Genomic DNA, 24,576 nt, shown 5'->3' on the forward strand with positions numbered 1-24,576 from the left:
AAGGCCGTCAGCGCGGTCGTCAGTCCCATTGTCAACGTGGTCAAGACCGCCTACCATGCGACGGTCGCGGCGGGCAGCTGGCTCGTCAACCAGGCCCGCGCGGCGGCGTCCTTCGTGGTGCGCACGGTCGTCAACGTGGCCAAGAGCTCGTACCACGCGCTGCAGCGGGCGGGCACGGCGCTGCGGGCCAGCTACGACCGGTACATCAAGCCGGCCATGGCCCGGGCGCAGAACTGGGCGGCGCAGAAGGCGGCCCAGATCCATCAGGCCGCGGTCCAGGTCAAGGAACGCGCGAAGGCGGCCATCAGCTCGGCCGTCCAGCACGTCTCGCTCAAGGGCCTGGGCAACGCGGTCAAGAACCAGCTGAAGGCCGGCCTCAAGGCCATCACCATCAGCGTGGCCGCGGCCCTGCCCGCGGTGACGCAGAGCTTCAGCAACGTCGTCCAGGACTTCAGCTCCGCCGCCGCCGACCTCTACGCCGGCGCGGTCAAAGCCGGAAACGCGGTCGTCTCCGGCGTCCAGAAGGCCGGCGACTGGGTCGTCGACCACAAGGCCGAGATCATCGGCGGCATCGCCGGCGCCGTGGTGGGCGTGGGCTGCGGCGCCCTGATCGGCGTCACCGGCGTGGGGGCGGTCGCTTGTGCCGCGGCCGGCGGCGCGGTCGGCTCCCTGGTCACCGACCTGGTCGAGGGCGGCAAGGGCTGGAAGGAAATGGCCGCCGACGCCCTCCTGGGCGGCACGATCGGCGCCGTCATGGGCCCACTGTCCTCGATCGGCGGCTCGGCCGTCTCGGGCGCGGTCCGCGGCCTGCTCAGCGGCGGCGTCCGCGAGGCCCTGTCGATGAGCGGCTCGGCGGCGACCAGCGCGCTGAAGTCGTTCGGCTCGCGCCAGGTCGGCGGCGTGGTCGGCAAGGCCCTGGCCAACCGGTCGGCAAGCTCGGCCGGCCGCGAAGCCGTGGAGTCGGCGGGCGCCAGCGCCCGCCAGACCATCGACGACGCGGCCCCGGAGCCGACCAGCTGCCCGTGGCCGCGCAACAGCTTCGCCGCGGGGACCGCAGTGGTCATGGCGGACGGCACCACCAAGCCGATCGAGCAGGTCAGGGTCGGCGACAAGGTCCTGGCCACCGACCCCACCACCGGCCGGACGGAGACCCGTGAGGTCACCGCTCAGATCATCGGCAGCGGCACCAAGCAGATGGTCGAGCTCACCGTGGACACGGACGGGACCTCGGGCGACGAGACCGGCACGATCACGGCCACCGAGGGTCACCCCTTCTGGGCGCCCGACCTGGGCCGGTGGGTGGACGCCGGAAAGCTGAGGCCGGGGTCGTTGCTCCGGACCTCGGCCGGGACGTACGTCCAGGTGAGTGCGACCCGGCACTGGACCGCCGACGCGACGGTCTACAACCTGACCGTCGACGGGCTGCACACCTACTACGTCTTCACCGCCGGCGCCAATGTCCTGGTCCACAACCAGGGCCCGCTGGAGCCCGGTCAGCAGTACCTCTGGCGCGCGGTGAAGTACCCCGAGCTCTGGGGCATCAAGAAGACCCGGACCTACACCACCCAGGACGGCGGGAGCAAGTACTTCGCCTTCACCGAACGGGGCGCCGCCGAGTACGCCAAGCGTGCCTACAGCGCGCTTCCCGAGGAAGGGCGGTACACCATGACACGGACGGTGGTGAACACCGCGGACATTCCGGCGCTGGCACGCATGACCTACACCGCCGATGTCCAAGAGGGCGGTGTGGCGTTGCCTGACGAGACATTGTCCAAGCTCGGACGGCCGCGCATCATGCCGGAAATGAGTACGGGAGTCGGGTGCTGAGGATGCTCTTCGTCGTCGCGTCGGCCACGGCGCGCGGGTTCGCCGAAGCGTCGCACGCCCTGGCGGATCTTCCCTTCGCGGAAGTGCGGCAGGGGTCGATCCTCGAGGTGGACCCCGGCGCCGATGCCCTGGTCATGCATTACACGCTGGCGAGCGATCGCTACGGCGGGCGACCGGTTCCCGGCACGGCCCAGGTGCTCGCGAACAGGACCGGGGACGGGCTGCCGCCGGTCGTCCTCGCCACCCCACCGCTGGAGGCGGGCGCCGGCCTCGGCCCGGACGTCACCGCGGAGACGGAGCGGCACGCCGAGCGCATGGTCGGCCTGGCCCTCGACGCGTGGCTGGCCTCCGACCTGCGCCCCGCGTCGGCCGACGACGCCTTGTGCCTGATCCACCTCGAGGGAGCGGGCCTGGACTTCGGCGAGACCGGCGCTCTGCTGCGGGGACTCGGACGGGCCCTCGCAGCGCATGCCCCCACGGCTTTTTCCTGACCTTCAGTGCCTTCAGAGAACGGGGAAGTGATGAAGTTGAGTTCCATCGGCCGGATGGTCGCTGCCGTGGTGGTGGCGGTCGCCGGGGTGGCGGCGGTGCCTGCCTCGGCGCAGGCGGCGATCACGCCGGCGGCCGGGATCTTGGTGAAGATTGCCAATGCCGAGAAGTGCATGAATGTCAAGGGTGGCAGTCTGCAGAACGATTCGGTGATCATTCAGCAGGCCTGCAACGACAGTTTCACCAGCGAGAAGTGGCGCGTGGTGCCGAAGGCGGCCGGCAACTATCAGATCGTCAACAATCTGTCGGGCAAGTGCCTGAATGTGCCGAACAGCCAGACCGCGAATGACGTGCAGATCATTCAGTACACGTGCAATGACACGGCCACGAACAACCTGTGGAAGATCGAGCCGGTCGCGGGCAAGACGACGCTCCGGGTCCGGAGCGTGGCCACCAGCAAGTGCCTCAGCGTCAAGGGGAACGGGTCGGCGGATCAGACCGCCATCGTGCAGTTCACCTGTTCGACGTCGGACAGCGGGCTGAACCACCAGTTCTACTTCCCGCCGGCGGGGCCGACCTTCGCGGCGCTGCAGCCGCAGGTGAAGGGGCCGATCGTGGCCGTGCAGGGCGGGGCGGGCACGGGGGCGGTCTTCGGCCCGATCGTGTACGCCTACACCAACGACGCCGGGCACGTGTACCGCGCGTACCAGGAGAACCCGGACGTCACGTCGGGCATCGTCTGGGAGGCGCTGCCCAACCTGGACCAGTACGCCGGGCACGCCACCGTGGCCGCGCAGGCCGACGGCCGGGTGCAGATCGGGGTGCGCGGGGCGGCCGACGGTGACCTCAACCTGTCGACCCAGACGGCCAAGGGCCAGAACACGTACAGCGGGCTGGCCGACGTCGGCGGGTCGAGCGCGTCGCAGCCGGTCACCGGGCGGCTGCCCGACGGCAAGCTGGTCACGTTCTCGCTGGTCGCCGGCAGCCTGTGGCACCTGCCGCAGGACGGGACCAACCTGCCGCACGGCGCGTGGCGGCAGATCGGCGGCTCGGGGCTGGTCGGGGAGCCGGCGCTGGCGACCGTGCGGGACGGCATCCGGGTGTTCGCGCTGAACTCGGCGGGCGCGGTGCAGACGGCGCTCTACAAGAACGGCGCCCTGGGCGACTTCACCAGCCTCGGCGGTTCCGGATTCACCGGTACGCCGGCCGCGGTCGCCGTCACCGGCTACTGGACGCGCGTCGTGGTGCGCGACGCCACCGGCACGCTGCAGTACAAGGCGGAGCACACGGACGGCACGTTCGACGCGGACTGGACGCCGCTCGGCACGTTCGTCGCGGCCGGCTCGCCCGACCTGGTCATGGACCCGGTGACCGGCGCGCTGGCGATCGTCGCCCGCGGCGAGGACACGTATGTGCACTCGCTCTTCGAGACCAGCGCCAGCAGCAACGTCTGGACCGAGGGTGCCCCGGTCATGCGGCCGGTCGTCACCGACCCGACCATCGTGACCTACACCGCCACCGGCGGCGCGAACTGGGGTTACACGGTCCGCGACGAGAACCTGGTGCCCTACCTCTACACCAAGAATGAGGCTGGGGCGGGGCTGGCCGCCCGGGCCGCCGCGAAGGCGGCTCCGACCTCCGGCTTCACCGGGCACGCGCTGCCCAAGCCGCCCGTCGGCTGACGTACCAGCAGTCACGAGGACCCCGGACCGGAAACGGTCCGGGGTTCTTGACTTTTGTTGACAATCCTGTGAACGATATCCGGGCAGAGACCCCCGCCACCGGGAGGATCATCGTGCCGGACCAGGAGCATCCCCCGCCGTCCGATCGCGCCCGCGCCCTCGTGACCGGCGCCTACGACACGCACGTCCACATCGCCCCTGACGTCATGGAGCGCCGGGTCGACGACGTCACGCTCGCCCGGCGTTGCGCGGAGGTGGGGCTGGCGGGCTTCGTCCTCAAGTCGCACTATGTCCCCACGGCCGAGCGGGCCGAGGTCGTGCGCGGGATCGTGCCGGGCGTCGACGTGCTCGGCGCCCTCACGCTCAACGGCTCGGTCGGCGGGCTCAACCCCGGCGCCGTCGAGATCGCGGGCCGGCAGGGCGCCCGGGTCGTGTGGCTGCCCACCGTGGACTCGCGCAACCAGCGCGACAGCCGGGCCGAGGCGCCGCCGGGGGCCACCCCGCCGATGTGGGCGCAGCTGCAGGACGAGCTCGCCGAGCAGGGCATCATGGCGCCGGCGATCGACGTCCTGGATCCGGACGGTGGCGTGGTGCCCGCGCTCCGGCAGGTGCTGACGTTGATCGCGAAGCACGACATGGTGCTGGCCACGGGACACCTGTCCGGCCCGGAGATCGGGGCCGTCGTCGCGGCGGCGGGCGAGGCCGGCGTACGCAAGATCGTCGTCACCCACCCGGAGTTCACCTCCCAGCGCCTGCCCGTCGAGACCCAGCGCGAGCTGGCCGCGCGGGGCGCGCTGATGGAACGCTGCTTCACCACCCCGCACAGCGGCAAGGTCACGTGGGAGCGGCTCGCCGACCACATCCGCCGCGTCGGGCCGGAGCACTCGGTGCTCTCCAGCGATCTCGGGCAGCCGTTCAACCCGCCGGTCGAGGACGGCCTCGCGCTGCTCGCCGACAAGCTCCTCGAGTACGGCTTCAGCGACGACGAGATCCGCACGATGGCCGTGACGAACAGTCGCGCGCTGATGGGATCCCGATGACCGCCTTCGAGGTACGCGGCGTCGCCAAGCGGTTCCCGAAGGGCGCCGACGACATCGTGGCCCTGCGCGACGTTGACCTGACCGTCGAGCCCGGCGAGTTCCTGGTGCTTCTGGGGCGCAGCGGCTGCGGCAAGTCCACGCTGCTCAACCTGCTCGCGGGGCTGACCCGGCCGTCCGGGGGCAGCATCCGGCACCGCGGCCGGCCCGTCACCGGCCCGCGCACCGAGGTCGGCTACCTGACCCAGCAGGACACGCTGATGCCGTGGCGGGATGTCACCCGTAACGTCGAGATGCCGCGTGAGCTGCGGGGCGAGGGCCGGCGGGAGCGACGGGCGGCCGCGCTGGCGCTGATCGAGCGGGTCGGGCTGCGCGGGTTCGAGAAGCACTATCCGCGCGAGCTGTCCGGGGGGATGCGGCGCCGGGCGAGCCTGGCGCGGATGCTCGCTGGGGATCCCGAAACGCTGCTCCTGGATGAGCCTTTCGGAGCTCTGGACGCACAGTTGCGCACCGAGCTGCAGGGCGAGCTGCTGCGGTTGTGGCAGGGCTCCGGGCGTACCGTCGTGTTCGTCACCCACGACATCCAGGAGGCCGTCACCCTGGCCGACCGGGTCGTGGTCCTCGGCCCGCTGGGCCGGATCGTGCTGGACCTGCCGATCGACCTGCCGCGGCCGCGGGATCCCGAGGACGTCCGCGTGGACGCGCGCTTCGTGGAATTGCATCGCCGTCTGGCGGAAGCGCTCCGATGAGTACGGGTCCCGTTCGTGAGCGTTCCGGCCGGGGTTTCCGCGCGCGCCACGGCCGCACGGCGACCGTGTGGGCGTGGCGGGCGATCCTGCTCGTCGCGTTCCTGGTCGCGTGGCAGGTGCTCTCGGGCCGGGTGCTCGACCCCCAGTACGTCAGCTCGCCGGACGGCATCGTCACCCGGCTCGGCGACTGGCTGGCCGACGGCACGCTCGCCACCAACACGTGGATCACCGTGCAGGAGATCGTGCTCGGCTTCCTGCTCGGCGCGGGGGCAGCGGCCCTGATCGCGTACGTCATAGCGCCCTTGCGCATCGTCTGGGACGTCTTGGATCCCCTGGTGATGGCCTTGTACTCGATCCCGAAGGTCGCGCTCGCGCCGCTGTTCATCGTGTGGTTCGGCATCGGCACGTCCATGAAGGTGCTGCTCGCCGCGGTGACCGTGTTCTTCCTGGTGTTCCTCAACACGGCCGCCGGGATCCACGACGTCGACCCGGCGCTGGTCGACGCCGTGCGGCTCATGGGCGGCCGGCGGCGGGACATCGCGCTCAAGGTCATCCTGCCCGCGTCGCTGACGGGCCTGCTCACGGGGCTGCGGGTCGCCATCCCGTACGCGTTGATCGGCGCGGTCATCGGCGAGCTGGTCGCCTCGAACCGGGGCCTGGGCTATCTGATCAGCGACTCGTCGGCGACGTTCGACACCGACGGCGTCTTCGCCACGCTCGTCGTGCTGAGCCTGGTCGCCGCCGCCCTCAACGCCCTCGTCACGCTGCTCGGCCGGCGGGCGAACCGGTGGAAGCCGCTCACCACCTGACACCCGCAGGAGGCTCGCATGTCCGTCGTGTCCCGTCGCACCCTGCTCACCGCCGCCTTGACCGCCGCTCTGCCCGTGCCCCTCGCCGCCTGTCTCGACCAGGACGCGGACGAGCCGGCCACCGGGGCCGACGCCATGAAGGTGAACGTCGGCCAGATCAGCAACTCCGTGGCCTTCTTCCCGCTTTTCGTCGCCGAGGAGAAGGGCCTCTTCGCGGCGGAGGGGCTGACGCTGGGGGAGCGGCCCCGGCTCGGCACCGGGGCCAAGCTCGCCGCCGCCCTGCAGTCCGGCAGCATCGACGCCGGGGCCGGCGTGATGACCGACGCGTTCAACCTCTACAAGATCAATCCGGACATGCGCATCGTGGGCGCGCTGGTCGAGCAGTACTACGTCGACGTCATCGCGGGCCCCGGCATCACCACGGCCGCCGACGCGACGCTCGCCGCCAAGGTGCAGGCGCTGCGCGGCAAGAAGATCGGCATCACGGGACCGGGCAGTGGGACCGAGGCGCTCCTGACGTACCTGCTCAAGCAGCAGAACCTGGACGCCAGGACCGACCTCACGCTGGTCAATCTGGGCGCCGACGCCTCCGCCTCGCTCGGGGCGCTCAAGGCCGGGCGGGTGGACGGGCTGTCGTTCTTCCAGCCCGTCGGGCAGCAGGTCGAGGCGCAGAAGATCGGGCGGATTCTGATCAGCCCGGCGCGCGGGGACGTGCCCGAGCTGCGCGGGGCGCTGCACGGCGTGGTCTTCACCACGCAGAAGGTGCTCGACCGGAAGGGGGCGGCGGTGACGGCCTTCGTCCGGGCGCTGGCCGCCGCCGAGCAGGCGATCCACGGCAGCCCGGACGCGGTCGGCGCGTTGCTGCAGAAGTATCAGACGACGATGGACGCGGAGACCGTTCAGGCTCTCGTGCCTGTGCTGCAGCAGGAGATCCCCGACTCGCCGGTGCCCCGGGAGGCGGCATACACGGTGTCGGCGACCTTCCACCGGGCCAGCGGGCTGGTCGCCGCGCCGCCGGCCTTCGGCGCCGTCGTCACGCCCCGGTGAGCAGGGCGTAGACGCCGGCTACCTCCATGATGCGGCGGGCGGCGTGCTGCGACCCTTGGATGCGGAACCGCAAGCCGTGGTCCTGGGCGTGGTTGAAGGCGCCGATCAGCGCGCCGAGGCCCGCCGAGTCGAGGAAGGGCACGCCGCCGAGGTCGGCGACGACGGTGTCGGTGCCCGGCTCGTCGAGCTCGGCGACGAGCAGCCGGCGCACCTCGTCGGCGCCGGTGAGATCGATGTCACCGGTGAGGCTGACCGTGCGCACGCCGTCGGCGTGCTCGACGCGTGACGACCACGAAGGCGGCGGATACATCGGCTTCCTCACGTCGTGGGAAGCCTCTTCGCTACCCTGGCCCGCCGGTGCCGAAACGGAGGAGGTGACGATCATTCGTTCGGCGGGCCAAATTCGGTCGTTCGGACGAGTTTGGGGACACGTGACCAGCGGGCAATAGCGGTCCACGCGTGGGAAAGCAGTCACGAACAGGAGCCCTTTCATGACCGTCGTCGCAGTGTCCGCTCCCGACACCGACACCAAGGCCGATGCGTCGGCCAGCACGGACCGTGCCGGTGAGCTGATCAACGCGCTGGCGAGCCTCCCCGCGGGGCACCCGTCCCGCCCGGCCGTCCGTGACCGGACCATCGAGGCGTGGCTGCCGCTGGCCCGCCACCTGGCCAACCGCTACGCCGGCCGCGGCGAGCCGACCGACGACCTCTACCAGGTCGCCGTGGTCGGGCTGATCAAGGCCGTCGACCGCTTCGAGGCCGACCGGGGCGTCGATTTCGCGGGCTTCGCGATCCCCACGATCATCGGCGAGCTCAAGCGGCACTTCCGCGACCGCACCTGGTCGATCCGGGTGCCGCGCCGCCTGCAGGAGCTGCGCCTGGCCATCACCGCGGCCAACAGTGCCCTCACGCACAGCCTCGGCCGCTCGCCGCAGGTCTCCGACATCGCCGAGCACCTGGGCATCACCGAGGAAGAGGTCCTCGAGGGCCTGGAGGGCGCCCGCGCCTACAACTCGGCCAGCCTCTCCACGCCGGTCGGCGCCGACGGCAGCACCGAGCTGGGCGACACCCTGGGCGGGGCCGACCCCGAGTTCGAGCTGGCCGAGCTGCGCGTGGCCCTGGGCCCGGCGCTCGCCTCCCTCGACGAGCGCGAGCAGAAGATCGTGAGCCTGCGCTTCTACGGCAACATGACCCAGTCGCAGATCGCGGAGCAGGTCGGCATCTCCCAGATGCACGTCTCCCGGCTGCTGACCAAGGCGCTGGCCAAGCTGCGCACGCGCCTGGACGAGTTCGCCGTCTGAGCCGTCCTTCCCGGCGCTTCTCCTTCGCGCGGCCGCGATCCCACCTGGCGGGGTCGCGGCCGCTTCGCGTTCTCTCCCACCCGGTCCTCGACAGCTCTTCGCTTGACGCTCGTCACATGGCAGCCGCCCGGGCGCGGGGCTAGCTTAGTGGTGATCGGGCTGACGGCTTCGGCCGCTTTCGTCCCTCGACTTTTCGACTCTCGATTTCATCAGGAGCGCACCATGGGCGTCGCGGACAGCGGGACCATCGAGCTCGGCGGGCGGGCCGTGCACCGGCTCGGCTTCGGCGCGATGCGCATCACGGGGCCGGGCATCTGGGGCCCGCCGCGCGACCACGACGAGGCCGTGCGCGTGCTGCGCCGCTCGGCCGAGCTCGGGGTGACGTTCATCGACACCGCCGACTCCTACGGGCCGTTCGTCTCGGAGGAGCTGATCCGCGAAGCGCTCCACGACGGCCGCGGCTACGGGGACATCGTCGTCGCCACCAAGGGCGGCCTGACCCGCAGCGGCCCCGACGTGTGGCCGCCGCTCGGCCGCCGCGAATACCTGCGCCAGTGCCTCCTCATGTCGCTGCGCCGCCTCGGGGTCGACCGCATCGACCTGTGGCAGCTGCACCGCATCGACCCGCGCACGCCGCGCGAGGAGCAGTTCGCCGAGATCAAGTCGTTCGTGGACGAGGGGCTGGCCGGGCAGATCGGCCTCTCCGAGGTGACCGTCGAGGACGTCAAGGAGGCGCAGGCCGCGGGCGTCCCGGTCGCCTCGGTGCAGAACCGCTACAACCTCGGCGACCGGCGCGCGGAGGAGCTGCTCGACTACTGCACCGAGCAGGGCATCGCCTTCATCCCGTGGGCGCCGGTCGACGCGGGCACCCTGGCCCGGCCCGGCGGCCCGCTCGAGGAGGTGGCCAAGGCCCACCCTGGCACGACCACCGGGCAGCTGGCCCTGGCCTGGCTCCTGCGCCGCTCGCCGGTGATGGTGCCGATCCCGGGCACGTCCTCGGTCGCGCACCTGGAGGAGAACCTGGCCGCCGCCGACGTGCGCCTCACCGACGAGGAGTTCGAGACGCTGTCGCAGGCCGCCTGACGAGCGCGTGGCCCGGCGGCGCGGTCAGAGGCCGAGTCCGCGGCGGCCGGTGTTGTTGAGGGCGGCGGCGGGGAAGCGGTCGGGCCACTCGCGCTCGTAGTGCTCGGGCGGGAAGTCGGCCGGGCTGTCGCCGGTGGCGAAGGCCGCGCGCACCGACGCGGCGTAGCGCTCGTTCCGGGGGCACCACGGCGCGGCGGGGATGTACATGACGTTGCCCCAGCCTTGCTGGTCCCGGACCGGCGCGACGCTGTGGATCATGTCGCAATGCCACCACACGGAGTCGCCGGCGCGGACGTCGGGGATGCCGGAGAGCGCGCGCATCAGCAGCGGGTGCCACTTCTCGCTCGCCGGGAAAACCTGGTTGACCGTGACACCGCACATGTCGTCGTCCGAGACGTCGGCCAGCAGCGGGCGCAGCATCAGATAGGCCATCGCCTCGGGGACCGGGACGGTGTGCAGGACGCCTTGGTCGTGATCCATGTCGGACAGCGCGGTCCACCCCTGGAACGTCCGGAAGGCCGAGCACATGGTCGACCCCGGGTACTGCGGGCCGTCCGTGCGGTGGGCCGCGTCCCACGGGTCGTACTGCTCGACGCTGCCGTCGAAGAGGTGCCGGAACGCGCGCTGGTTGGCCGAGGTCATCCACAGGTCGAGCGTGCCGGGATCCAGATGGGTGCCCAGCCCATCCGAATCGGCGCCGGCCGGACGACGGCGGATGCGGTCGGGATACAACGAGTCCCGGTCCGGGTCGAACCAGCGGACGCCCTCGGACTCGTGCGTCCACTGGCTGTTGAGGAACGCCTGCACGCGCGCCATCCGGTCGCTCTGCCGCGCCTCCATCTGCGCCGACGACCAGTAGATCGGGTAGATCTCGGGCTTGGATCCGACACTACCGAAGAAGTCGTCGCCGGGGCCGCGGTAGTTCTCGAAGAAGTGGTTGCCGTCCACGTAGTCGACGATGTCCCGGTCCCACGCCAGCGCCTGCTCACGTGGGAAGTGCCCGCGCACGACAAGGCAGCCGCGCCGGCGCAGCAACGCGATCTGCTCGGCCGGCACGGATCCCGCGGCCAGCTGGTCGTACTCGATGACCGGCCAGACGGATTCCCCGCTCTTGTGCGCCGCCTCGATCTCCTCCACGGCGACCCGGACGCGATCTTCGACAACCCCGAAGACCTCCTCGACGGTACGGCCGGACGCGGCGATGCGATCCCGCAACGCGGCCTTGATCTCGCGCACGGCGGCGGGCAGGTCGGTGGGAGTCTCCTCCCAGTGGGGCAGCGACATGGCGGTTCCTCCTTCTAGTCAGCTCTCCTTATTTGGACGACGGTAAGCGGGCGGGCGCCTTCCAGGCAAGGGCCCTGTCTAGAATCGGCACATGGAAGCCGCCAAGCCGTCGCTGGATCTGGTCCGCTCGGTCACCGACGAGCACGTGCTGCGCGCGCTCATGCGGCACCGGCGGCTGACCCGGGCCGAGCTGGCCCAGGAGACCGGGATCTCGAAGCCGACCGCCGGGGAGAGCGTGCGGCGGCTGACCGAGCGGGGACTGCTCGTCGACACGGGCGAGCGCACGCCGGGCGGCCGGGGGAAGGGCCGCGTGGGGTCCTACTACGCGCTGTCCGGGTCCACGGGGACGGCACTGGCCGTGGCGATCGCGCCGGAGGGGGTCGTGGCGGAGGTCGTCGACGTATACGGGTCGACGGTCGCGCGGACCCGGCGGGAGATCAGCCGCCCGGCGCGCCCGGCCGACGTGGCTCGCGCGCTGCAGGAGGCGGTGGCCACGGCTGCCGGCGACGCGGAGTCAGGGGCGGGGCGGCCGCGGCTCGCGGTGGTGAGCGCCGCGGATCCGGTCGACCGGGCGACGGGGCGGCTGGTGCAGCTGCCCGACGCGCCGTTCCTGGTGGGGGAGCTGGATCCCGTGGCGGTGCTCGGGGCGCACGTCGACGGCCCGGTCACCGTGGACAACGACGTCAACTGGGCCGCCCGCGCCGAGCGGGATCACGCGGACGGCGGGGAGCTGCGCGATTTCGCGTACCTCTATTTGGGCGAGGGTCTGGGGTGTGCCGTCGTCAGCGACGGTGTGGTGCGGCGCGGGCACGGAGGGCTCGCGGGAGAGATCGCCTACCTGCTGACGGCCGGGGCGGACGGGCGGGCCGTGCGGTTCATCGACGTGTTCGCGGAGCTGGGACTGCGGCGGGCGGGCTCGAGCGGGATCCACACCGATCGGCTGCTCGCGGCTCTGCGCTCGCCGGGGGCGGCGGCGACGTTGCGGGAAGCGCTTTCGGGAGTGCTGGCCGCCGTCGTCGCTCTGGCCGACCCGGGGTGCGTGGTGCTAGGCGGGTCGTGGGGGCCGGCCCTGCTCGACGACGCCGCGGAGCCCACGCCGGGGGAAGCGCTTTCGCTCGATGGGCGGATGCCGTGGGCGGTGCCGGTCCGGGCCGCCCGGATGCGGGACGACCCGGCGTTCGCGGGGGCCCGGGCGGATGCTGTGACCCGCCTGCGCGCCGCGATCGTGGCCCCGGCGTAGCCCCGCGTTCGCCCGCCCGCGGCCGGCGGGCGGGCGCTCGGGGTGGTCAGGCTCCGGCGGGAGCGGCGGCGGCCGGCGGCGGGTCGTCCGGGACGACGGGCGGCTCCGGCGCCGGGTCGTGGTCGGGGTCGGGGTCGGGCTCGGGGTCGCTGAGCTGCTCGCGCAGGTAGTTCCACATGACCGCGATCACCGCCGACACCGGCACGGCGAGGAGGCTGCCCACGATGCCGGCCAGGCTGCCGCCCAGGGTGACGGCCAGCAGGACCACGGCGGCGTGCAGGCCCAGGCCCCGGCTCTGGATCATGGGCTGGAAGACGTTGCCCTCGAGCTGCTGGACCAGAATGATGATGCCCAGGACGATCAGGGCGTCGGTCCAGCCGTTGGAGACCAGGGCGATCAGCACCGCGACGAAGCCGGCGAAGAGCGCGCCGACGATCGGGATGAACGCCGTCACGAAGGTCAGCACGGCCAGCGGCAGCACCAGCGGGACGCCGACGATCCACAGGCCGAGGCCGATGAAGACCGCGTCGAGCAGGCCGACGAAGGCCTGCGAGCGGACGAAGGCGCCGAGGGTGTTCCAGCTGCGCTCGGTCACGGCGGGGACGTCGGTGGCGAGGCGGCCCGGGAGCTGGCGGGTGAGCCAGGGCAGGAAGCGCGGCCCGTCCTTGAGGAAGAAGAACATGAGGAAGAGCGCCAGCACCGTGGTCACGACGCCGTTGACCACGGTGCTCACGCCGGTGACCGTGTAGTTGACGATGTCGCTGGCCCGGCCCTGGATCTGGCCGATCGCCGAGTCGAGCACCTGGTTGATCTGGTCGTCCTGGATGTTCAGCGGGGGACCGGACGCCCAGTCGCGCAGCTGCTGGATCCCGTCCACGACACCGTCGGCGAGCTGCGGGGACTGGCCCGCCACCGGCACCGCGATCCCGACCAGGGTGCCGGCCGCGATGAGCAGCGCCAGGATGGTGACCACCGAGGCGGCCAGGGCGGGCTTCCAGCCGTGCTTGCGCAGGAAGCGTACGGGCGGCCAGGTCAGCGTGGTCAGCAGCAGCGCGATGACCAGCGGCCAGATGATCGACCACGCCTTCCCCAGCAGCCACAGCGCCACGGCGGTCATGAGCAGCACCAGCAGCACCTCGAGCGAGACTCTCGCGGAGGTGCGCAGGGCGGCTCGGGTCTTCGGGGCGCTCAGCGATCCAGGCATGCGCTCACCCTATGGTCAGCCGACCGGGGACTTGCGCAGGACACGGCGCGCGTGGATCACTGCGTGGTGACACCCGTGGCGACGCAGGTCACACCGTCCGGCTCGTCGGCGATCTTCGTGGGTTCCTCACCCGTGTCGTTGCCCTCGAACAGCTCGCAGATGTGCGTGTCCGCCGGCACCGTGACGTTCGAGATCGTCGCGCGGTCACCGAGATTCGCGTTGACCCCGGCGAGAACCTTCCCGGGGGCGTTCGCCGTCACGTTCTCGATGGTCACCGTACGGGCGGCCTGCTCGTCGCAGTTGCCGCACGACCGGTAGAGCTTGCCGAAGTCGCTCACCGTGAAGTCGCGGATGGTGACCGACCCGCCGGCGCCGCGGTTGTCCTGGAACACCTTGTCCGTGCCGCTCGCGGCGGATCCGCCCTCGACGAGCACGGTCGCGTTCTCACCCCGGAAGGTCGCCGCGTCCTCGCCGACGTCCTCCCAGGACACGTCGAGCAGGCTGCAGCTGCCCGAGCAGTGGACGCCGTCCGCGGCGGGGGAGCCGAGGATCACATTCCGCAGCGTGGCGCCGTCGGCCAGCTCGAAGAGCGCGTCCTGCCCCTCGTCCTGGCCACCGTCGCCGAGCTCGCCGCCGCCGACGAAGCGCTGCCCCGCCCCGTCGAACACCCCGTCGACCTGGATGGTCTCGGTGACGACCGTGTCGGCCTTGGTCTCCTTCTCGGCGGCGCTCGCCAGCTGCGTCGTCACCGTGGCGGCCACCGCGGCGGCCGCGACGGCGGCCAGGGCGATGATCCGGGTCCTGCGTGAACGCTGTGCCACGTGCGTCTCCTTGCGTCCGGGCGGCCCGCGGGAGGCGGGCCACTGGACCATCACCACGGGCGGGCGCGGCGTTCGGATTAATCAACCTTCTTGACAAAGCGCTTTCCCCAGTACGGACCTAGGATCGGATGATGCGTGAGGTGCTCGACGAGCTGGTGGCGGCGTGGCGGCAGGGCGAGGCGGCCGGGCTGGCGACCGTGACGGCCACGTGGTCGAGCGCTCCTCGCCGCCCGGGAGCGGCCATGCTCGTGCGGGCCGACGGGGCCGCCACGGGCAGCGTCTCGGGCGGCTGCGTCGAGGGCGCCGTCTACGAGCTGTGCCGGGAGACCGCCGCCTCGGGCGAGCCGCGGACGGCGAGCTTCGGCGTGTCCGACGATGACGCGTTCGAGGTGGGGCTGCCGTGCGGCGGCACGCTGGACGTGTTCGTGGAGCCGGCCGGCTTCCCCGAGCTGGGCCGGCTGGCCGAGCTCGTCGCCGCCGGCACCCCGGTCGCGTTGCTGACCTGCGTCGAAGGGCCGCCGGAGCGGATCGGCCGGCACCTCGTCATCACGCCGGACGCGCGCTTCGGCACGCTCGGGCACGACCGGGCCGACGACGCGGCCGCGGACGACGGGCGGGGGCTGCTCGCGGCCGGGCGTACGGGGATCCTGCGCTACGGCCCGGACGGGCAGCGGCGCGGAAGCGGTCTCTCGGTGCTGGTGACGTCCTTCGCCCCGGCCGCCCGGATGCTCGTCTTCGGGGCGACCGACCACGCCGCGGCGGTGGCCCGGATCGGCTCGTTCCTCGGCTACCACGTGACCGTCTGCGACGCGCGGCCCGTGTTCGCCACGGTGTCGCGCTTCCCCGAGGCGGACGAGGTCGTGGTCGACTGGCCGCACCGCTACCTGACGGCGGAGGCGGCGGCGGGCCGCATCGATCCGCGGACGGTGCTCTGCGTGCTCACCCACGACCCCAAGTTCGACGTGCCGGTGCTGGAGGCGGCGCTGCGCCTGCCGGTCGCGTACGTGGGGGCGATGGGCTCCCGGCGCACCCACGACGACCGGCTCAAACGCCTCCGCGAGGCCGGCCTGACCGCGGCCGAGCTGGACCGCCTGGCCTCGCCGATCGGGCTCGACCTGGGCGCGCGCACGCCCGAGGAGACCGCCGTCAGCATCGCCGCCGAGATCGTGGCGCTGCGCTGGCAGGGCTCGGGCTCCCGCCTCGCCGCCACGGACGGTCCCATCCACGCGGACCGCTGATAGGTTGGCCCGCATGCGTCTTCATGTGGGCTGCGCGATGTGGACGCACAAGGCGTGGCAGGGCCGGGTCGTGGCGCCGGGCTCGCAGGAGCGCCTCCGGTCCTATGCGAGCTGGTGCAACGCCGTCGAGGGCAACACGACGTTCTACGCGACGCCGGCCCGGGCGACGGTGGATACCTGGGCCGCGCAGACGGATCCGAGCTTCCGCTTCGTGCTCAAGCTGCCCAAGCCGGTGACCCACGAGCACCGGCTCGCGGGCGGCGACGAGGTCCTGCGCGCGTTCCTGGACGCGATCGAGCCGCTCGGGACCCGCGTGCACGCCCTGTGGATCCAGCTGCCCGGGTCCTTCGGCCCCGGCGACACCCCGGCGCTGGCCGGCTTCCTGCGCCGGCTCCCGCCCGCTTTCCGGTACGCCGTCGAGGTCCGCGATCGCGCTTTCTTCACCGACCCGGGGGCGACCGCCGCGCTCGAGGACGTGCTCACGCGGGCGAACGCCGAGTGGGTGCCCTTCGACACCACCACGTTCTTCGAGTCCCCGCCCACCAGCGACGCCGAACGTGACGCGTGGTCCAAGAAGCCCCGCATGCCCTTCCGCGACCGGGCTCTCACCGCCGACCCGATCGTCCGCTACCTGGGCCGCGACGACCCCGCCCGTACGGTCGAAGGCTGGCAGCCCTGGGTGACCACGACCGCCGCCTGGCTCCGCGAGGGCCGCTCGCCGACCGTGTTCCTGCACACCCCGGACAACGCCGAGGCCCCGGATCTGGCCCGCCGCTTCCACGCCGAGGTGCGCGCCCTGGTCCCGGAGCTCGACCCGCTCCCGGACCCCGAGCCGGTCGCCCCCGCCACCCTCTTCTGACCCTTCGCCGGTTCTGGCACGTGGCGAAGCGCGGTTCCCCCGGGGCGCGCGACGGGGACACGCTCAGGGCATGGCTTTCGACACGCGGAAGGGCACGCGCGGCGCCCGGCAGCCCCGGGGGCGGGCGCTGATCTGGTTCAACCGGCTGATCATGCGGCGGATCCGCGGCGGGGCCCGCTTCCGGCGACGGCAGATGCTGGTGCTGACGACAGTCGGACGGAAGAGCGGGGTGCCGCGGCAGACACCGGTCACGTGGTTCGCGGGAGACGGCGGCGGGTGGATCGTGGTGGCGTCGGCGGGCGGTGCGGCGGCGAACCCCGCGTGGTTCCTCAACCTGGCGGCGCGGCCCGAGGCCGACGTCGAGGTGGCCGGGCGGACCGTGCCCGTCGTCGCGGAGCACCTGCACGGCGAGGAGCGGGCGCGGGTGTGGGAGCGCATCGTCCGCGAGGCGCCACGCTTCGGCGGCTACCAGCGGAAGACCGACCGCGAGCTGCCGGTGGTGCTGCTCACCGAGCGCCGGGGGCAGCCGGGTTGATGTTGCGGCCCGGGGCGGGCGGGGCGGCGGTAGGTTGGGGGCATGGGGCGGGAGGCGGTCGAGCTGCGGCGTTGTCCGCGGTGCGGGCATCTGACCCGGGCGGACCGCATGGTCAAGGGGTACGGGCGGGACTGTGCCACGCAGCTCGGGCTCATCGGGCGGTCGGTCGACACCGGGCATCAGGGGCCCGACCTGCTCGACCTGCTGCAGGGCGACGGGGAGACCGAGCCGCCGGACAGTTGCGACGGGTGGGACCGGCCGGCCGACCGCGCCGACTGACAACGGTGCCCCCGCCGCAGCGTGCACAAGCGCGCGGCGAAAGACGCGGCGGGCACAAGCGCGCGGCCGGAAGACCCGCGGGCGCGCGGCGGGGAGACCCGCGGACGGTCAGTTGACCATGCCGCCGGTGGCGCGGATGTTCTGGCCGGTGACCCAGGCGGCGGACGGGCCCGCCAGCCACGTGACCACGGCGGCCACGTCGTCGGCGGTGCCGATGCGGCCGAGCGGGGTCAGGGACCGGGCGCGGGCCAGCGTCTCGGGGGTGTGGACGCTACGGAGCATGTCGGTGTCGGTGGCGCCCGGAGAGACCGTGTTGACGGTGATGCCTCGTTCGCCGAGCTCGGCGGCGGCGACGGCGGCGATCTGTTCCAGGGCCGCCTTGCTCGCGCAGTAGAGGGCCAGGCCCGGCCCGTGCATGACCGTGTTGAGCGTGGAGACGGCGACGATCCGGCCACCGTCGTGCAGCAGACCGGTGGCCTCGCGCAGGGCCAGCAGCGGGAACAAGGTGTTGACCGTCAGCACCCGGTCGAAGTCGGCGACGGTGATGTCCTTGATCGGCGTCTGGTCGACGATGCCCGCGTTGAGGACCAGGATGTCGAGACCATCGTCCCGCACGGGCGCGAAGGCCGCCTCGATGGCGCCGGGCAAGGAGGCGGCGCCGGGGGAGGACTGGTCGGCCCGGACCGCGATCACGCCGTCCGGGTCGTCGGCGGCCGGCTGCTGCCGGTAGGTGTAGACCACGCGGGCGCCCGCCGCGACGAGGTGCCGGACGACGGCGTGACCGATGCCGCGCGAGCCGCCCGTGACGAGAGCCGTCTTGCCGGTGAGTGAGGCCATGCCCGCGACGCTAGGTGCGTACCGTCCAATGGTCTTGAACGATTGCGCACAGCTCGCCCGGCGTCAGCCCGCCCAGCGCCCGCATCTCCCGCGTCAGGTGGGCCTGGTCGGCGAAGCCGGCCGCCGCGGCCGCTTCCGCCGGCCGGGAGCCGCTCGCGAGCAGCGCGGCGGCCCGCTGCAGCCGGGCGATCCGCGCGATCCTCCCGGGCGACAGGCCGAGCTGCTCGCGCACCACCAGCTCGAGACGCCGGCGGGAGACGCCCAGGCCCGCGGCGACCGCCCCGATGCGGAGCCGGCGATCGGCGTGCAGCCGGCGCCACGCGGTCATCAGCAGGTCGTCCGGCGCCGGGTCCAGCGCCGCCGTCAGCAGCTCGTCGAGCAGCGCCCACCGAGCGGGCCAGCCCGGCGCCGCGGCCAGTCGCTCACTCCACTCCCCGGCGCGCGCTCCGAGGACCGCCGCCAGGTCGAGCGTCTCCCCGGCCAGCTCACGCGCCGGTACGCCCAGCAGCCCGCGCACGCCCGCCGGGGTGAGGGCGACGCTGACTCCGTACCCCCAGGGGGTGCGGGTTTCGAGGTGGGCCTGCCCCCGCATGCCGGTGACCAGTCCCGAGCCGGTGCCGAAGTCGACGATCAGCGTGGTCGCCGTGATCGGCAGCAGCCGGTGCCCGACGCGCGCGGCGGCGGGGGAGCCGAAGCCGGAGTAGCCGAGCACGTGCCCGCGCAACCGCCGCGGCGGCGGGCCGAGGATCGACTCGCAGCCCACCGGCAGGCGCTGCGCCGGCATGGAGTGGATCAGCAGGGGACCGTCGCGATGGTCCATGATGGCAGCCATGACTCTCCTGGAGCGCTACGCGAACCTGGTCGTACGGGCCGGTGTCAACCTACAGCCGGGGCAGGGCCTCGTGCTGGCCACGGACACCGCGCACCTGGAGATCGCGCGCGCTGTGACCGAGGCGGCCTATGCCGCCGGGGCCGCCTTCGTCGAGCCGGTCTTCGACGACGGGCCGATGCGCCGGTCCGCGCTCGACCACCTGAGCGTGGAGCAGCTGACCGCGGACCGGCCGTGGGTGCTGAGCCGCAACGCCGCGTGGGACGAGGCCGGCGTCGCCTTCATCGCGCTGGTCGGCAGCGACCCGGCGGTGTTCGAGGGCGCGGATCCGGCGTTGCTGGCGGCCCGGCGCCAGGAGGAGGCGCGCACGATGCGCAAGGTGGCCACCGGCACCGCCCATCGCTGGTCCGTCATCGGTGCCCCGAACCCGGGCTGGGCGCGGCAGATCTTCGGCGAGCCCGACACCGACCGGCTCTGGGAGGTCGTCGCCACGGCGCTGCGCCTCGACGATCCCGACCCGGTCGCGGCCTGGCGTGCACGGGCCGACGTGCTCGCGTCCCGCGCCGCGCGGCTGGACGCCCTGGAGCTGACCGAGGTGCGCTACACCGGCGACGGCACCGATCTGCGGGTCGGCCTGGTGCCGGGGTGCCGCTGGACCGGCGGCGGGCTGGTCGACGACGGCGGCACGCTCTTCATGCCCAACCTGCCGACCGAGGAGGTCTTCACCAGCCCGCACCGCGACCGCGCCGAGGGCACGATCCGCCTCACCAAGCCGGTCGTCGTGGCCGGGCAGCTGGTGACCGGGCTGCGGGCGACCTTCTCCGGCGGGCGGGTCACCGAGGTCACGGCCGACGCGGGCGCCGAGGTGGTCCGCGCGCAGCTCGACACCGACGAGGGCGCCCGGCGGCTGGGCGAGGTCTCGCTGGTCGACCGGGACAGCCGGATCGCCGCGGCGGGCATCGTCTTCCACAACACGCTCTTCGACGAGAACGCCGGCTGTCACGTGGCCTGGGGCAACAGCTTCGCCTTCGCGCTGCCGTCGCTCGACGCCGACCAGCGGCTCGCCGCGGGCCTCAACACCTCCCTGGTGCACACCGACGTCGTCATCGGCGGCGACGGGCTGACGGTCACCGCAACGGGCCGCGACGGCGAGGTCACGCTGCTGCGCGACGACGAGTGGGTGCTGCCCTAACGGGACGGCAGGCCCAGCTGCGCGAGCGTCTCGCGCAGCGTGTGCCGCCCGGCCATCGACTCCGGCCCGCGCAGCCGGGCGAGCACGCGCGAGCTCCACGTGCCGGCCCCCCCGAAACGCCGGAAGTACGCCGCCAGCCGCTCGTCGTACACCGGAATGTGCTCGTCGGCCGCGGCGGCGTCGTACTGCTCGTGGTGCAGCACGGCCGCCTGCGGCAGGCGGGGCTTGACGTCCGCCGCCTCGGCCGGGTCGGGCTCGCCGACCGCCAGCCCGAACGCGGCGACCGCGTGCGGCGGCAGGCTCAGCTCCGCCGCGATCTCGGCCGGATGGTTGCGCACCGCCCCGACGAACACGCTGCCGAGCCCGAGCGACTGGGCCGCCACGACCGCGTTCTGCGCGGCGAGCGCGGTGTCGACGAACCCGATGAGCGTCGTCTCCAGGTAGTCCGCCGCGTCCAGGGGCGTGCCCGCCGCCTCCGCCAGCCGCCGCGCCCGCGACAGATCCGCGACCCACACGAGGAAGAGCGGCGCCCGCGCCACGAACTCCTGCGCCCCGGCCAGCTCGGCCAGCCGCGCCTTCCGCCCCGGATCCCGCACGGCGACGACACTCCACGGCTGCAGGTTCGACGAGGTGGCCGCCGACTGGGCCGCCGCGACGAGCGCGGCGAGCTCGGCGTCGCTCACGGGCCGGTCGGTGAACTCGCGCACCGACCGGCGCGCCAGCTGAAGCTCCAGCACATCGGTGGAGACGCCGAGATCGAGGGGTACGCCGTAGCGCGCGGAAGCAGTCATCGAGGAGCAACTGTATCCGCGGTTGACAGCCCGGCGGCGGCGGTGCGACGGTCGGCGGATGGCGTACGACTTCGACGTGCTCGTCATCGGGTCGGGGTTCGGTGGGTCGGTGAGCGCGTTGCGGCTGACCGAGAAGGGCTATCGCGTCGGGGTGCTGGAGTCCGGGCGGCGGTTCGCGGACGCGGACTTCGCGAAGACGTCGTGGCGGGTGCGCGACTATCTGTGGGCGCCGGCGCTCGGGTGCTACGGGATTCTGCGGCTCACGATGCTGCGCGACGTGCTCGTGCTGTCCGGGGCGGGCGTCGGCGGGGGATCGCTCGGCTATGCCAACACGCTCTACGAGCCGCCGGACACGTTCTACGCCGATCCGCGGTGGGCGGGGCCGGGCGACTGGAAGGCGGAGCTCGCACCGTGGTTCGACCAGGCGTCGCGGATGCTCGGCGTGGTGACCAGTCCGCTGACCACGCGCGCGGACGTGGTGCTGCGCGAGGTGGCCGCCGAGCTCGGGGTCGGGCCCACCTATCGGCGTACGCCGGTCGGGGTGCTCTTCGCCCGCGAGGGTGAACGCGGCGGGCAGCCGGTGCCGGATCCGTTCTTCGGCGGCGCGGGTCCCGGGCGGCACACGTGCACGACGTGCGGCTCGTGCATGACCGGATGCCGGGTCGGCGCCAAGAACACGCTCGTCAAGAACTACCTGTGGCTGGCGGAACGAGCCGGCGCCACGGTGTGGCCACGGACGACCGTGACGTCGATCCGGCCGGTCGCCGGCGGATACGTCGTGCGGGCCACCGGGCGGCGCACCTTCACGGCCCGGCAGGTGATCGTCGCGGCCGGCGCGCTCGGGACCCAACGGCTGCTGCTGCGGATGCGGGACAAGGGGCTGCTGCCGCATCTGTCGCCCCGGCTCGGGGAGCTCACGCGCACGAACTCGGAGTCCATCGTGGGCGCTCGGGCCCGTACGGAGAAGGGGTTGCACCGGGGGATCGCCATCACCTCGTCGATCCATCCGGATCCGGTGACCCACATCGAGCCGTTCCGCTACGGTCCGGGCAGCAATCTGCTCGCCGCGCTCGCGACCGCGCTCGTCGGCGACACCGGGCGGCGGCCGCGCTGGCTCGCTGCCGTGGCGACGGTCCTGCGGGCGGGCCGCGACCTTCCCCTGTACGTCTCCCCGCGCCGCTGGTCGGACCAGAGCATCGCCTTGCTGGGCATGCAGACACTCGACAACTCGCTGACGCTGGTCCGCCGGCGCGGGCGCCTCACGAGCCGGCCCGGCATCGGCGCGCCCAACCCCGTCTCGGTCCCGGCCGCCCACGACGTCGCCCGGCGCGTCGCGGCGAAGATCGGCGGCGTGCCGATGGGCTCGGTCACCGAACTCGCCGGGCGCCCGATCACCGCGCACTTCCTCGGCGGCTGCACGATCGGATCCAGTCCCGCCTCAGGTGTGTGCGATCCCTATCAACGGGTGTACGGACATCCGGGCTTGCACATAGTCGACGGTTCGGTGCTTCCGGCCAATCCGGGCGTCAACCCGTCCCTCACCATCACCGCCCTCGCCGAGCGCGCCCTCGCGTTGTGGCCGAACCACGGCGACCCGGATCCACGCCCGCCGCTCGGGGATCCCTACGAGCCGGTGCCGCCGGTCGCGCCGCGCCACCCGGCCGTGCCCGCGACCGCGCCGGGCGCCCTACGCCTGGGCGATGGCCCGGGCCACGCGGCGTGACTCCAGCGCGCCCTGGCGCAGCATGCCGCCCAGCGTGACGTCGTAGCCCACGAAGTAGAGCCCGGGCCGGGCCGCCGCACCCCCGTGCACGTGCGGCACGCCGGTCTCGTCGAACAGCGCCGGATCGTCGAACAGGTCGCGCAGCCCGGTGCCGTAGCCGGTGGCGGCGATGACCGCGTCCGGCTGGACGCTCGTGCCGTCGGCCAGCAGCACGGACGACTCGGTGAAGCGCTCCACGGCGGCGACCGGGCGGACCCGGCCGGCCCGGACGTCGCGCACGATGCCGACGTCCTGCAACGGCACGTAGCGCTCGGTGCGCAGCCGGGTCTTCAGGCCCGTGGCGGGGCGCGGGATCCCGTAGGGGCGAAGGTCGGGAATCTCGGCCCGGGACTGGGCGGCGGCCATCGCGTTGAACATCGGCTCGGGCAGCCACCCGCCCAGCAGGACGCCGCTGAGCTGCGCCGGCCAGCCCGCGGTCTGGCGCCGGACGATCTGCGGCGGGGTGCGGATCGCCAGGCTGACCGCCGCCGCGCCGCCCGCCGCGAGGTCCGAGGCGATCTCGGCGCCGCTGTTGCCCGGGCCGACCACGAGCACGTCCTTGCCCCGGAACGGCTCGGCGTTGCGATAGTCCGCCGAGTGCGTCAGCTCGCCCGTCCACTGCTCGCGACCGGGCCACGGCGGCACCACCGGCGTGTGGAGATAGCCGGTCGCCACGACGAGAGTCCGCGCCGCCTGCTCGGATCCGTCGAGCAGACGCAGGATCCAGCCGTCGGCGCCCGCCTTGACCCCGGTGACGGTGGTGCCCGTGCGCACGTCCAGACCGAAACGATCGGCGTACGCCTCCAGATAGCGCACCAGGTCGTCCCGGCGCACCCAGCGCCCGTACGCCCGGGGGATCGGGAATCCCGGCAGGCCGGACAGCCGGCGGGTGGTGTGCAGCTTGAGCCGGTCGTAGCGGCCCCGCCAGCTCGAGGCGACCCCCGGGCCGCGCTCGAGCACGACCGGCTCGACGCCCCGCGACTTGAGCTGGGCGGCCACGGCGAGACCGGCGGCACCGGCTCCCAGCACGATCACGTCGGACACGGTGTCTCCCGTCGCTTGTGGTCAGCGCAGCCGCTCGGCGATGGCGGTCACGGTGTCCAGCACCAGCGTGCGATCCAGGAGCTTACGCTCGTACGCCTGGTGGATCGACCAGCCCTCGATCAAGGCGTCGATCGCCCGGCTCGCCCGCTCCGAGAAGTGCGTCCGGAGGCTGGCGTGACTGCGGGCGATCCACCGGCGGCCGGTCTCCGCCACGGTCGCGTTGTGGTTCGCGTAGGCGTACATCTCGTAGATCAGCGTCTGCTCGCGCTCGGTCGCGTACTCGTCGCCGCAGATGAGATCGGTCACGGCCGCGCACGCGGCAGCGAGGTCCGGGGCCGCGGCGAGGGCGGCCCCGTAGCGCTCGGACATCGACTCGCCGAGATGGGCGAACGCCTGCTCGAGGATCGCGTCGAGGCTCTCGAAGTGGTAGGTGAGCGAGCCCAGCGGCACGCCGGCCTGCTCGGCGATGCGGCGGTGGGTGGTGCGGTGCACGCCGTGGCCCGCGATCACCACCAGGGCGGCGTCGAGGATGCGCTGCTTGCGCTGGGGGTCGTTGGCGACCCGCCGGGCCCCGGCCATGTGATCCTCCTCGCGGCGGCGCCGCCGGAAAGTGTGTACGTTCGTACACAGATTACGT

Annotated in this window: 25 protein-coding genes; 16 read left to right on the plus strand and 9 right to left on the minus strand. The window is 72.9% G+C overall.

Annotation, left to right across the window (positions count from 1 at the left end; translation table 11 throughout):
* The 7 genes from RAN62_RS03955 to RAN62_RS03985 all read left to right on the plus strand — a co-directional run.
* The coding region (locus RAN62_RS03955) for a polymorphic toxin-type HINT domain-containing protein (protein WP_305783068.1) at positions 1 to 1,827 on the plus strand (1,827 nt) is incomplete at its 5' end.
* 2 nt (positions 1,828 to 1,829) lie between these two features.
* Positions 1,830 to 2,318 (plus strand): hypothetical protein, encoded by a 489-nt coding sequence (locus RAN62_RS03960; RefSeq protein ID WP_305783069.1) that lies wholly within the window; start codon positions 1,830 to 1,832, stop codon positions 2,316 to 2,318.
* 30 nt (positions 2,319 to 2,348) lie between these two features.
* A complete protein-coding gene (locus tag RAN62_RS03965) occupies positions 2,349 to 3,998 on the plus strand; it encodes an RICIN domain-containing protein (protein WP_305783070.1) in 1,650 nt (549 codons plus the stop codon).
* A 113-nt stretch (positions 3,999 to 4,111) separates the two neighbouring features.
* Entirely contained in the window at positions 4,112 to 5,038 is a 927-nt protein-coding gene (locus RAN62_RS03970; protein ID WP_305783071.1) for a DUF6282 family protein, read from the plus strand.
* Positions 5,035 to 5,784 carry an ABC transporter ATP-binding protein gene (locus RAN62_RS03975; protein WP_305783072.1) on the plus strand — a complete coding sequence of 250 codons (750 nt, stop codon included), beginning with the start codon at positions 5,035 to 5,037 and terminating at the stop codon, positions 5,782 to 5,784. Before RAN62_RS03970 ends, RAN62_RS03975 begins: the two co-directional genes overlap by 4 nt.
* The gene (locus RAN62_RS03980; protein ID WP_305783073.1) at positions 5,781 to 6,593 is read left to right on the plus strand and encodes an ABC transporter permease; all 813 of its coding nucleotides are present in this window, start codon (positions 5,781 to 5,783) and stop codon (positions 6,591 to 6,593) included. Before RAN62_RS03975 ends, RAN62_RS03980 begins: the two co-directional genes overlap by 4 nt.
* 18 nt (positions 6,594 to 6,611) lie before the next feature.
* On the plus strand, positions 6,612 to 7,640 hold the full coding sequence (locus tag RAN62_RS03985) for an ABC transporter substrate-binding protein (protein WP_305783074.1): 1,029 nt from the start codon (positions 6,612 to 6,614) through the stop codon (positions 7,638 to 7,640).
* On the opposite strand, the gene RAN62_RS03990 is transcribed toward RAN62_RS03985, so the two are convergent.
* Complete coding sequence (locus RAN62_RS03990; protein WP_305783075.1) at positions 7,627 to 7,962, minus strand: STAS domain-containing protein; 336 nt, start codon at positions 7,960 to 7,962, stop codon at positions 7,627 to 7,629. The two genes, RAN62_RS03985 and RAN62_RS03990, sit on opposite strands and share 14 nt — an antisense overlap.
* 169 nt (positions 7,963 to 8,131) lie before the next feature.
* Here RAN62_RS03990 and RAN62_RS03995 point away from each other — a divergent pair, with 169 nt between their 5' ends.
* Together RAN62_RS03995 and RAN62_RS04000 are read left to right on the plus strand one after the other, a co-directional pair.
* Positions 8,132 to 8,941: a SigB/SigF/SigG family RNA polymerase sigma factor gene (locus tag RAN62_RS03995; RefSeq protein ID WP_305783076.1), complete on the plus strand. Its 810-nt coding sequence runs from the start codon at positions 8,132 to 8,134 to the stop codon at positions 8,939 to 8,941.
* A 222-nt stretch (positions 8,942 to 9,163) separates the two neighbouring features.
* Entirely contained in the window at positions 9,164 to 10,024 is an 861-nt protein-coding gene (locus RAN62_RS04000; protein ID WP_305783077.1) for an aldo/keto reductase, read from the plus strand.
* A 24-nt stretch (positions 10,025 to 10,048) separates the two neighbouring features.
* Here the strand turns inward: RAN62_RS04000 and RAN62_RS04005 are convergent, their stop codons facing one another.
* The gene (locus tag RAN62_RS04005) at positions 10,049 to 11,308 is read right to left on the minus strand and encodes a YbiU family protein (RefSeq protein ID WP_305783078.1); all 1,260 of its coding nucleotides are present in this window, start codon (positions 11,306 to 11,308) and stop codon (positions 10,049 to 10,051) included.
* Between the two features lie 91 nt (positions 11,309 to 11,399).
* On the opposite strand from RAN62_RS04005, the gene RAN62_RS04010 reads away from it, so the two are divergent.
* On the plus strand, positions 11,400 to 12,548 hold the full coding sequence (locus RAN62_RS04010; RefSeq protein ID WP_305783079.1) for an ROK family transcriptional regulator: 1,149 nt from the start codon (positions 11,400 to 11,402) through the stop codon (positions 12,546 to 12,548).
* Positions 12,549 to 12,594: 46 nt separating this feature from the next.
* Here RAN62_RS04010 and RAN62_RS04015 read toward each other — a convergent pair whose 3' ends face one another.
* Entirely contained in the window at positions 12,595 to 13,752 is a 1,158-nt protein-coding gene (locus tag RAN62_RS04015) for an AI-2E family transporter (protein WP_305783080.1), read from the minus strand.
* A 56-nt stretch (positions 13,753 to 13,808) separates the two neighbouring features.
* Positions 13,809 to 14,573, minus strand: coding sequence for a pectate lyase (locus RAN62_RS04020; protein ID WP_305783081.1), 765 nt, complete (start codon positions 14,571 to 14,573; stop codon positions 13,809 to 13,811).
* Between the two features lie 131 nt (positions 14,574 to 14,704).
* On the opposite strand from RAN62_RS04020, the gene RAN62_RS04025 reads away from it, so the two are divergent.
* From RAN62_RS04025 to RAN62_RS04040, 4 genes are all read left to right on the plus strand, one after another.
* Positions 14,705 to 15,811, plus strand: coding sequence for an XdhC family protein (locus RAN62_RS04025; protein ID WP_305783082.1), 1,107 nt, complete (start codon positions 14,705 to 14,707; stop codon positions 15,809 to 15,811).
* Positions 15,812 to 15,824: 13 nt separating this feature from the next.
* Entirely contained in the window at positions 15,825 to 16,670 is an 846-nt protein-coding gene (locus RAN62_RS04030) for a DUF72 domain-containing protein (RefSeq protein ID WP_305783083.1), read from the plus strand.
* A 70-nt stretch (positions 16,671 to 16,740) separates the two neighbouring features.
* Positions 16,741 to 17,205, plus strand: coding sequence for a nitroreductase/quinone reductase family protein (locus RAN62_RS04035; RefSeq protein ID WP_305783084.1), 465 nt, complete (start codon positions 16,741 to 16,743; stop codon positions 17,203 to 17,205).
* 42 nt (positions 17,206 to 17,247) lie between these two features.
* Entirely contained in the window at positions 17,248 to 17,484 is a 237-nt protein-coding gene (locus RAN62_RS04040) for a hypothetical protein (protein ID WP_305783085.1), read from the plus strand.
* A 108-nt stretch (positions 17,485 to 17,592) separates the two neighbouring features.
* Here the strand turns inward: RAN62_RS04040 and RAN62_RS04045 are convergent, their stop codons facing one another.
* Positions 17,593 to 18,321: an SDR family NAD(P)-dependent oxidoreductase gene (locus RAN62_RS04045; protein ID WP_305783086.1), complete on the minus strand. Its 729-nt coding sequence runs from the start codon at positions 18,319 to 18,321 to the stop codon at positions 17,593 to 17,595.
* A 10-nt stretch (positions 18,322 to 18,331) separates the two neighbouring features.
* Entirely contained in the window at positions 18,332 to 19,153 is an 822-nt protein-coding gene (locus RAN62_RS04050; RefSeq protein WP_305783087.1) for a helix-turn-helix domain-containing protein, read from the minus strand.
* On the opposite strand from RAN62_RS04050, the gene RAN62_RS04055 reads away from it, so the two are divergent.
* Positions 19,152 to 20,342 (plus strand): aminopeptidase, encoded by a 1,191-nt coding sequence (locus RAN62_RS04055; RefSeq protein WP_305783088.1) that lies wholly within the window; start codon positions 19,152 to 19,154, stop codon positions 20,340 to 20,342. The genes RAN62_RS04050 and RAN62_RS04055 overlap by 2 nt on opposite strands.
* On the opposite strand, the gene RAN62_RS04060 is transcribed toward RAN62_RS04055, so the two are convergent.
* Positions 20,339 to 21,133, minus strand: coding sequence for a nitroreductase family protein (locus RAN62_RS04060; RefSeq protein ID WP_305783089.1), 795 nt, complete (start codon positions 21,131 to 21,133; stop codon positions 20,339 to 20,341). The two genes, RAN62_RS04055 and RAN62_RS04060, sit on opposite strands and share 4 nt — an antisense overlap.
* Before the next feature lie 58 nt (positions 21,134 to 21,191).
* Between RAN62_RS04060 and RAN62_RS04065 the strand changes: the two genes are divergently transcribed.
* Positions 21,192 to 22,856: an FAD-dependent oxidoreductase gene (locus RAN62_RS04065; protein WP_305783090.1), complete on the plus strand. Its 1,665-nt coding sequence runs from the start codon at positions 21,192 to 21,194 to the stop codon at positions 22,854 to 22,856.
* Here the strand turns inward: RAN62_RS04065 and RAN62_RS04070 are convergent.
* Together RAN62_RS04070 and RAN62_RS04075 are read right to left on the minus strand one after the other, a co-directional pair.
* Positions 22,821 to 23,939, minus strand: a complete 1,119-nt coding sequence (locus RAN62_RS04070) for a flavin-containing monooxygenase (protein ID WP_305783091.1) — start codon at positions 23,937 to 23,939, stop codon at positions 22,821 to 22,823. The two genes, RAN62_RS04065 and RAN62_RS04070, sit on opposite strands and share 36 nt — an antisense overlap.
* A gap of 21 nt (positions 23,940 to 23,960) precedes the next feature.
* Positions 23,961 to 24,518 carry a TetR/AcrR family transcriptional regulator gene (locus tag RAN62_RS04075; protein WP_305783092.1) on the minus strand — a complete coding sequence of 186 codons (558 nt, stop codon included), beginning with the start codon at positions 24,516 to 24,518 and terminating at the stop codon, positions 23,961 to 23,963.
* Positions 24,519 to 24,576 lie beyond the last annotated feature (58 nt).

Origin of the sequence: Symbioplanes lichenis (assembly GCF_030709675.1) — a bacterium.
GTDB classification, from domain to species: Bacteria; Actinomycetota; Actinomycetes; order Mycobacteriales; family Micromonosporaceae; genus Actinoplanes; species Actinoplanes lichenis.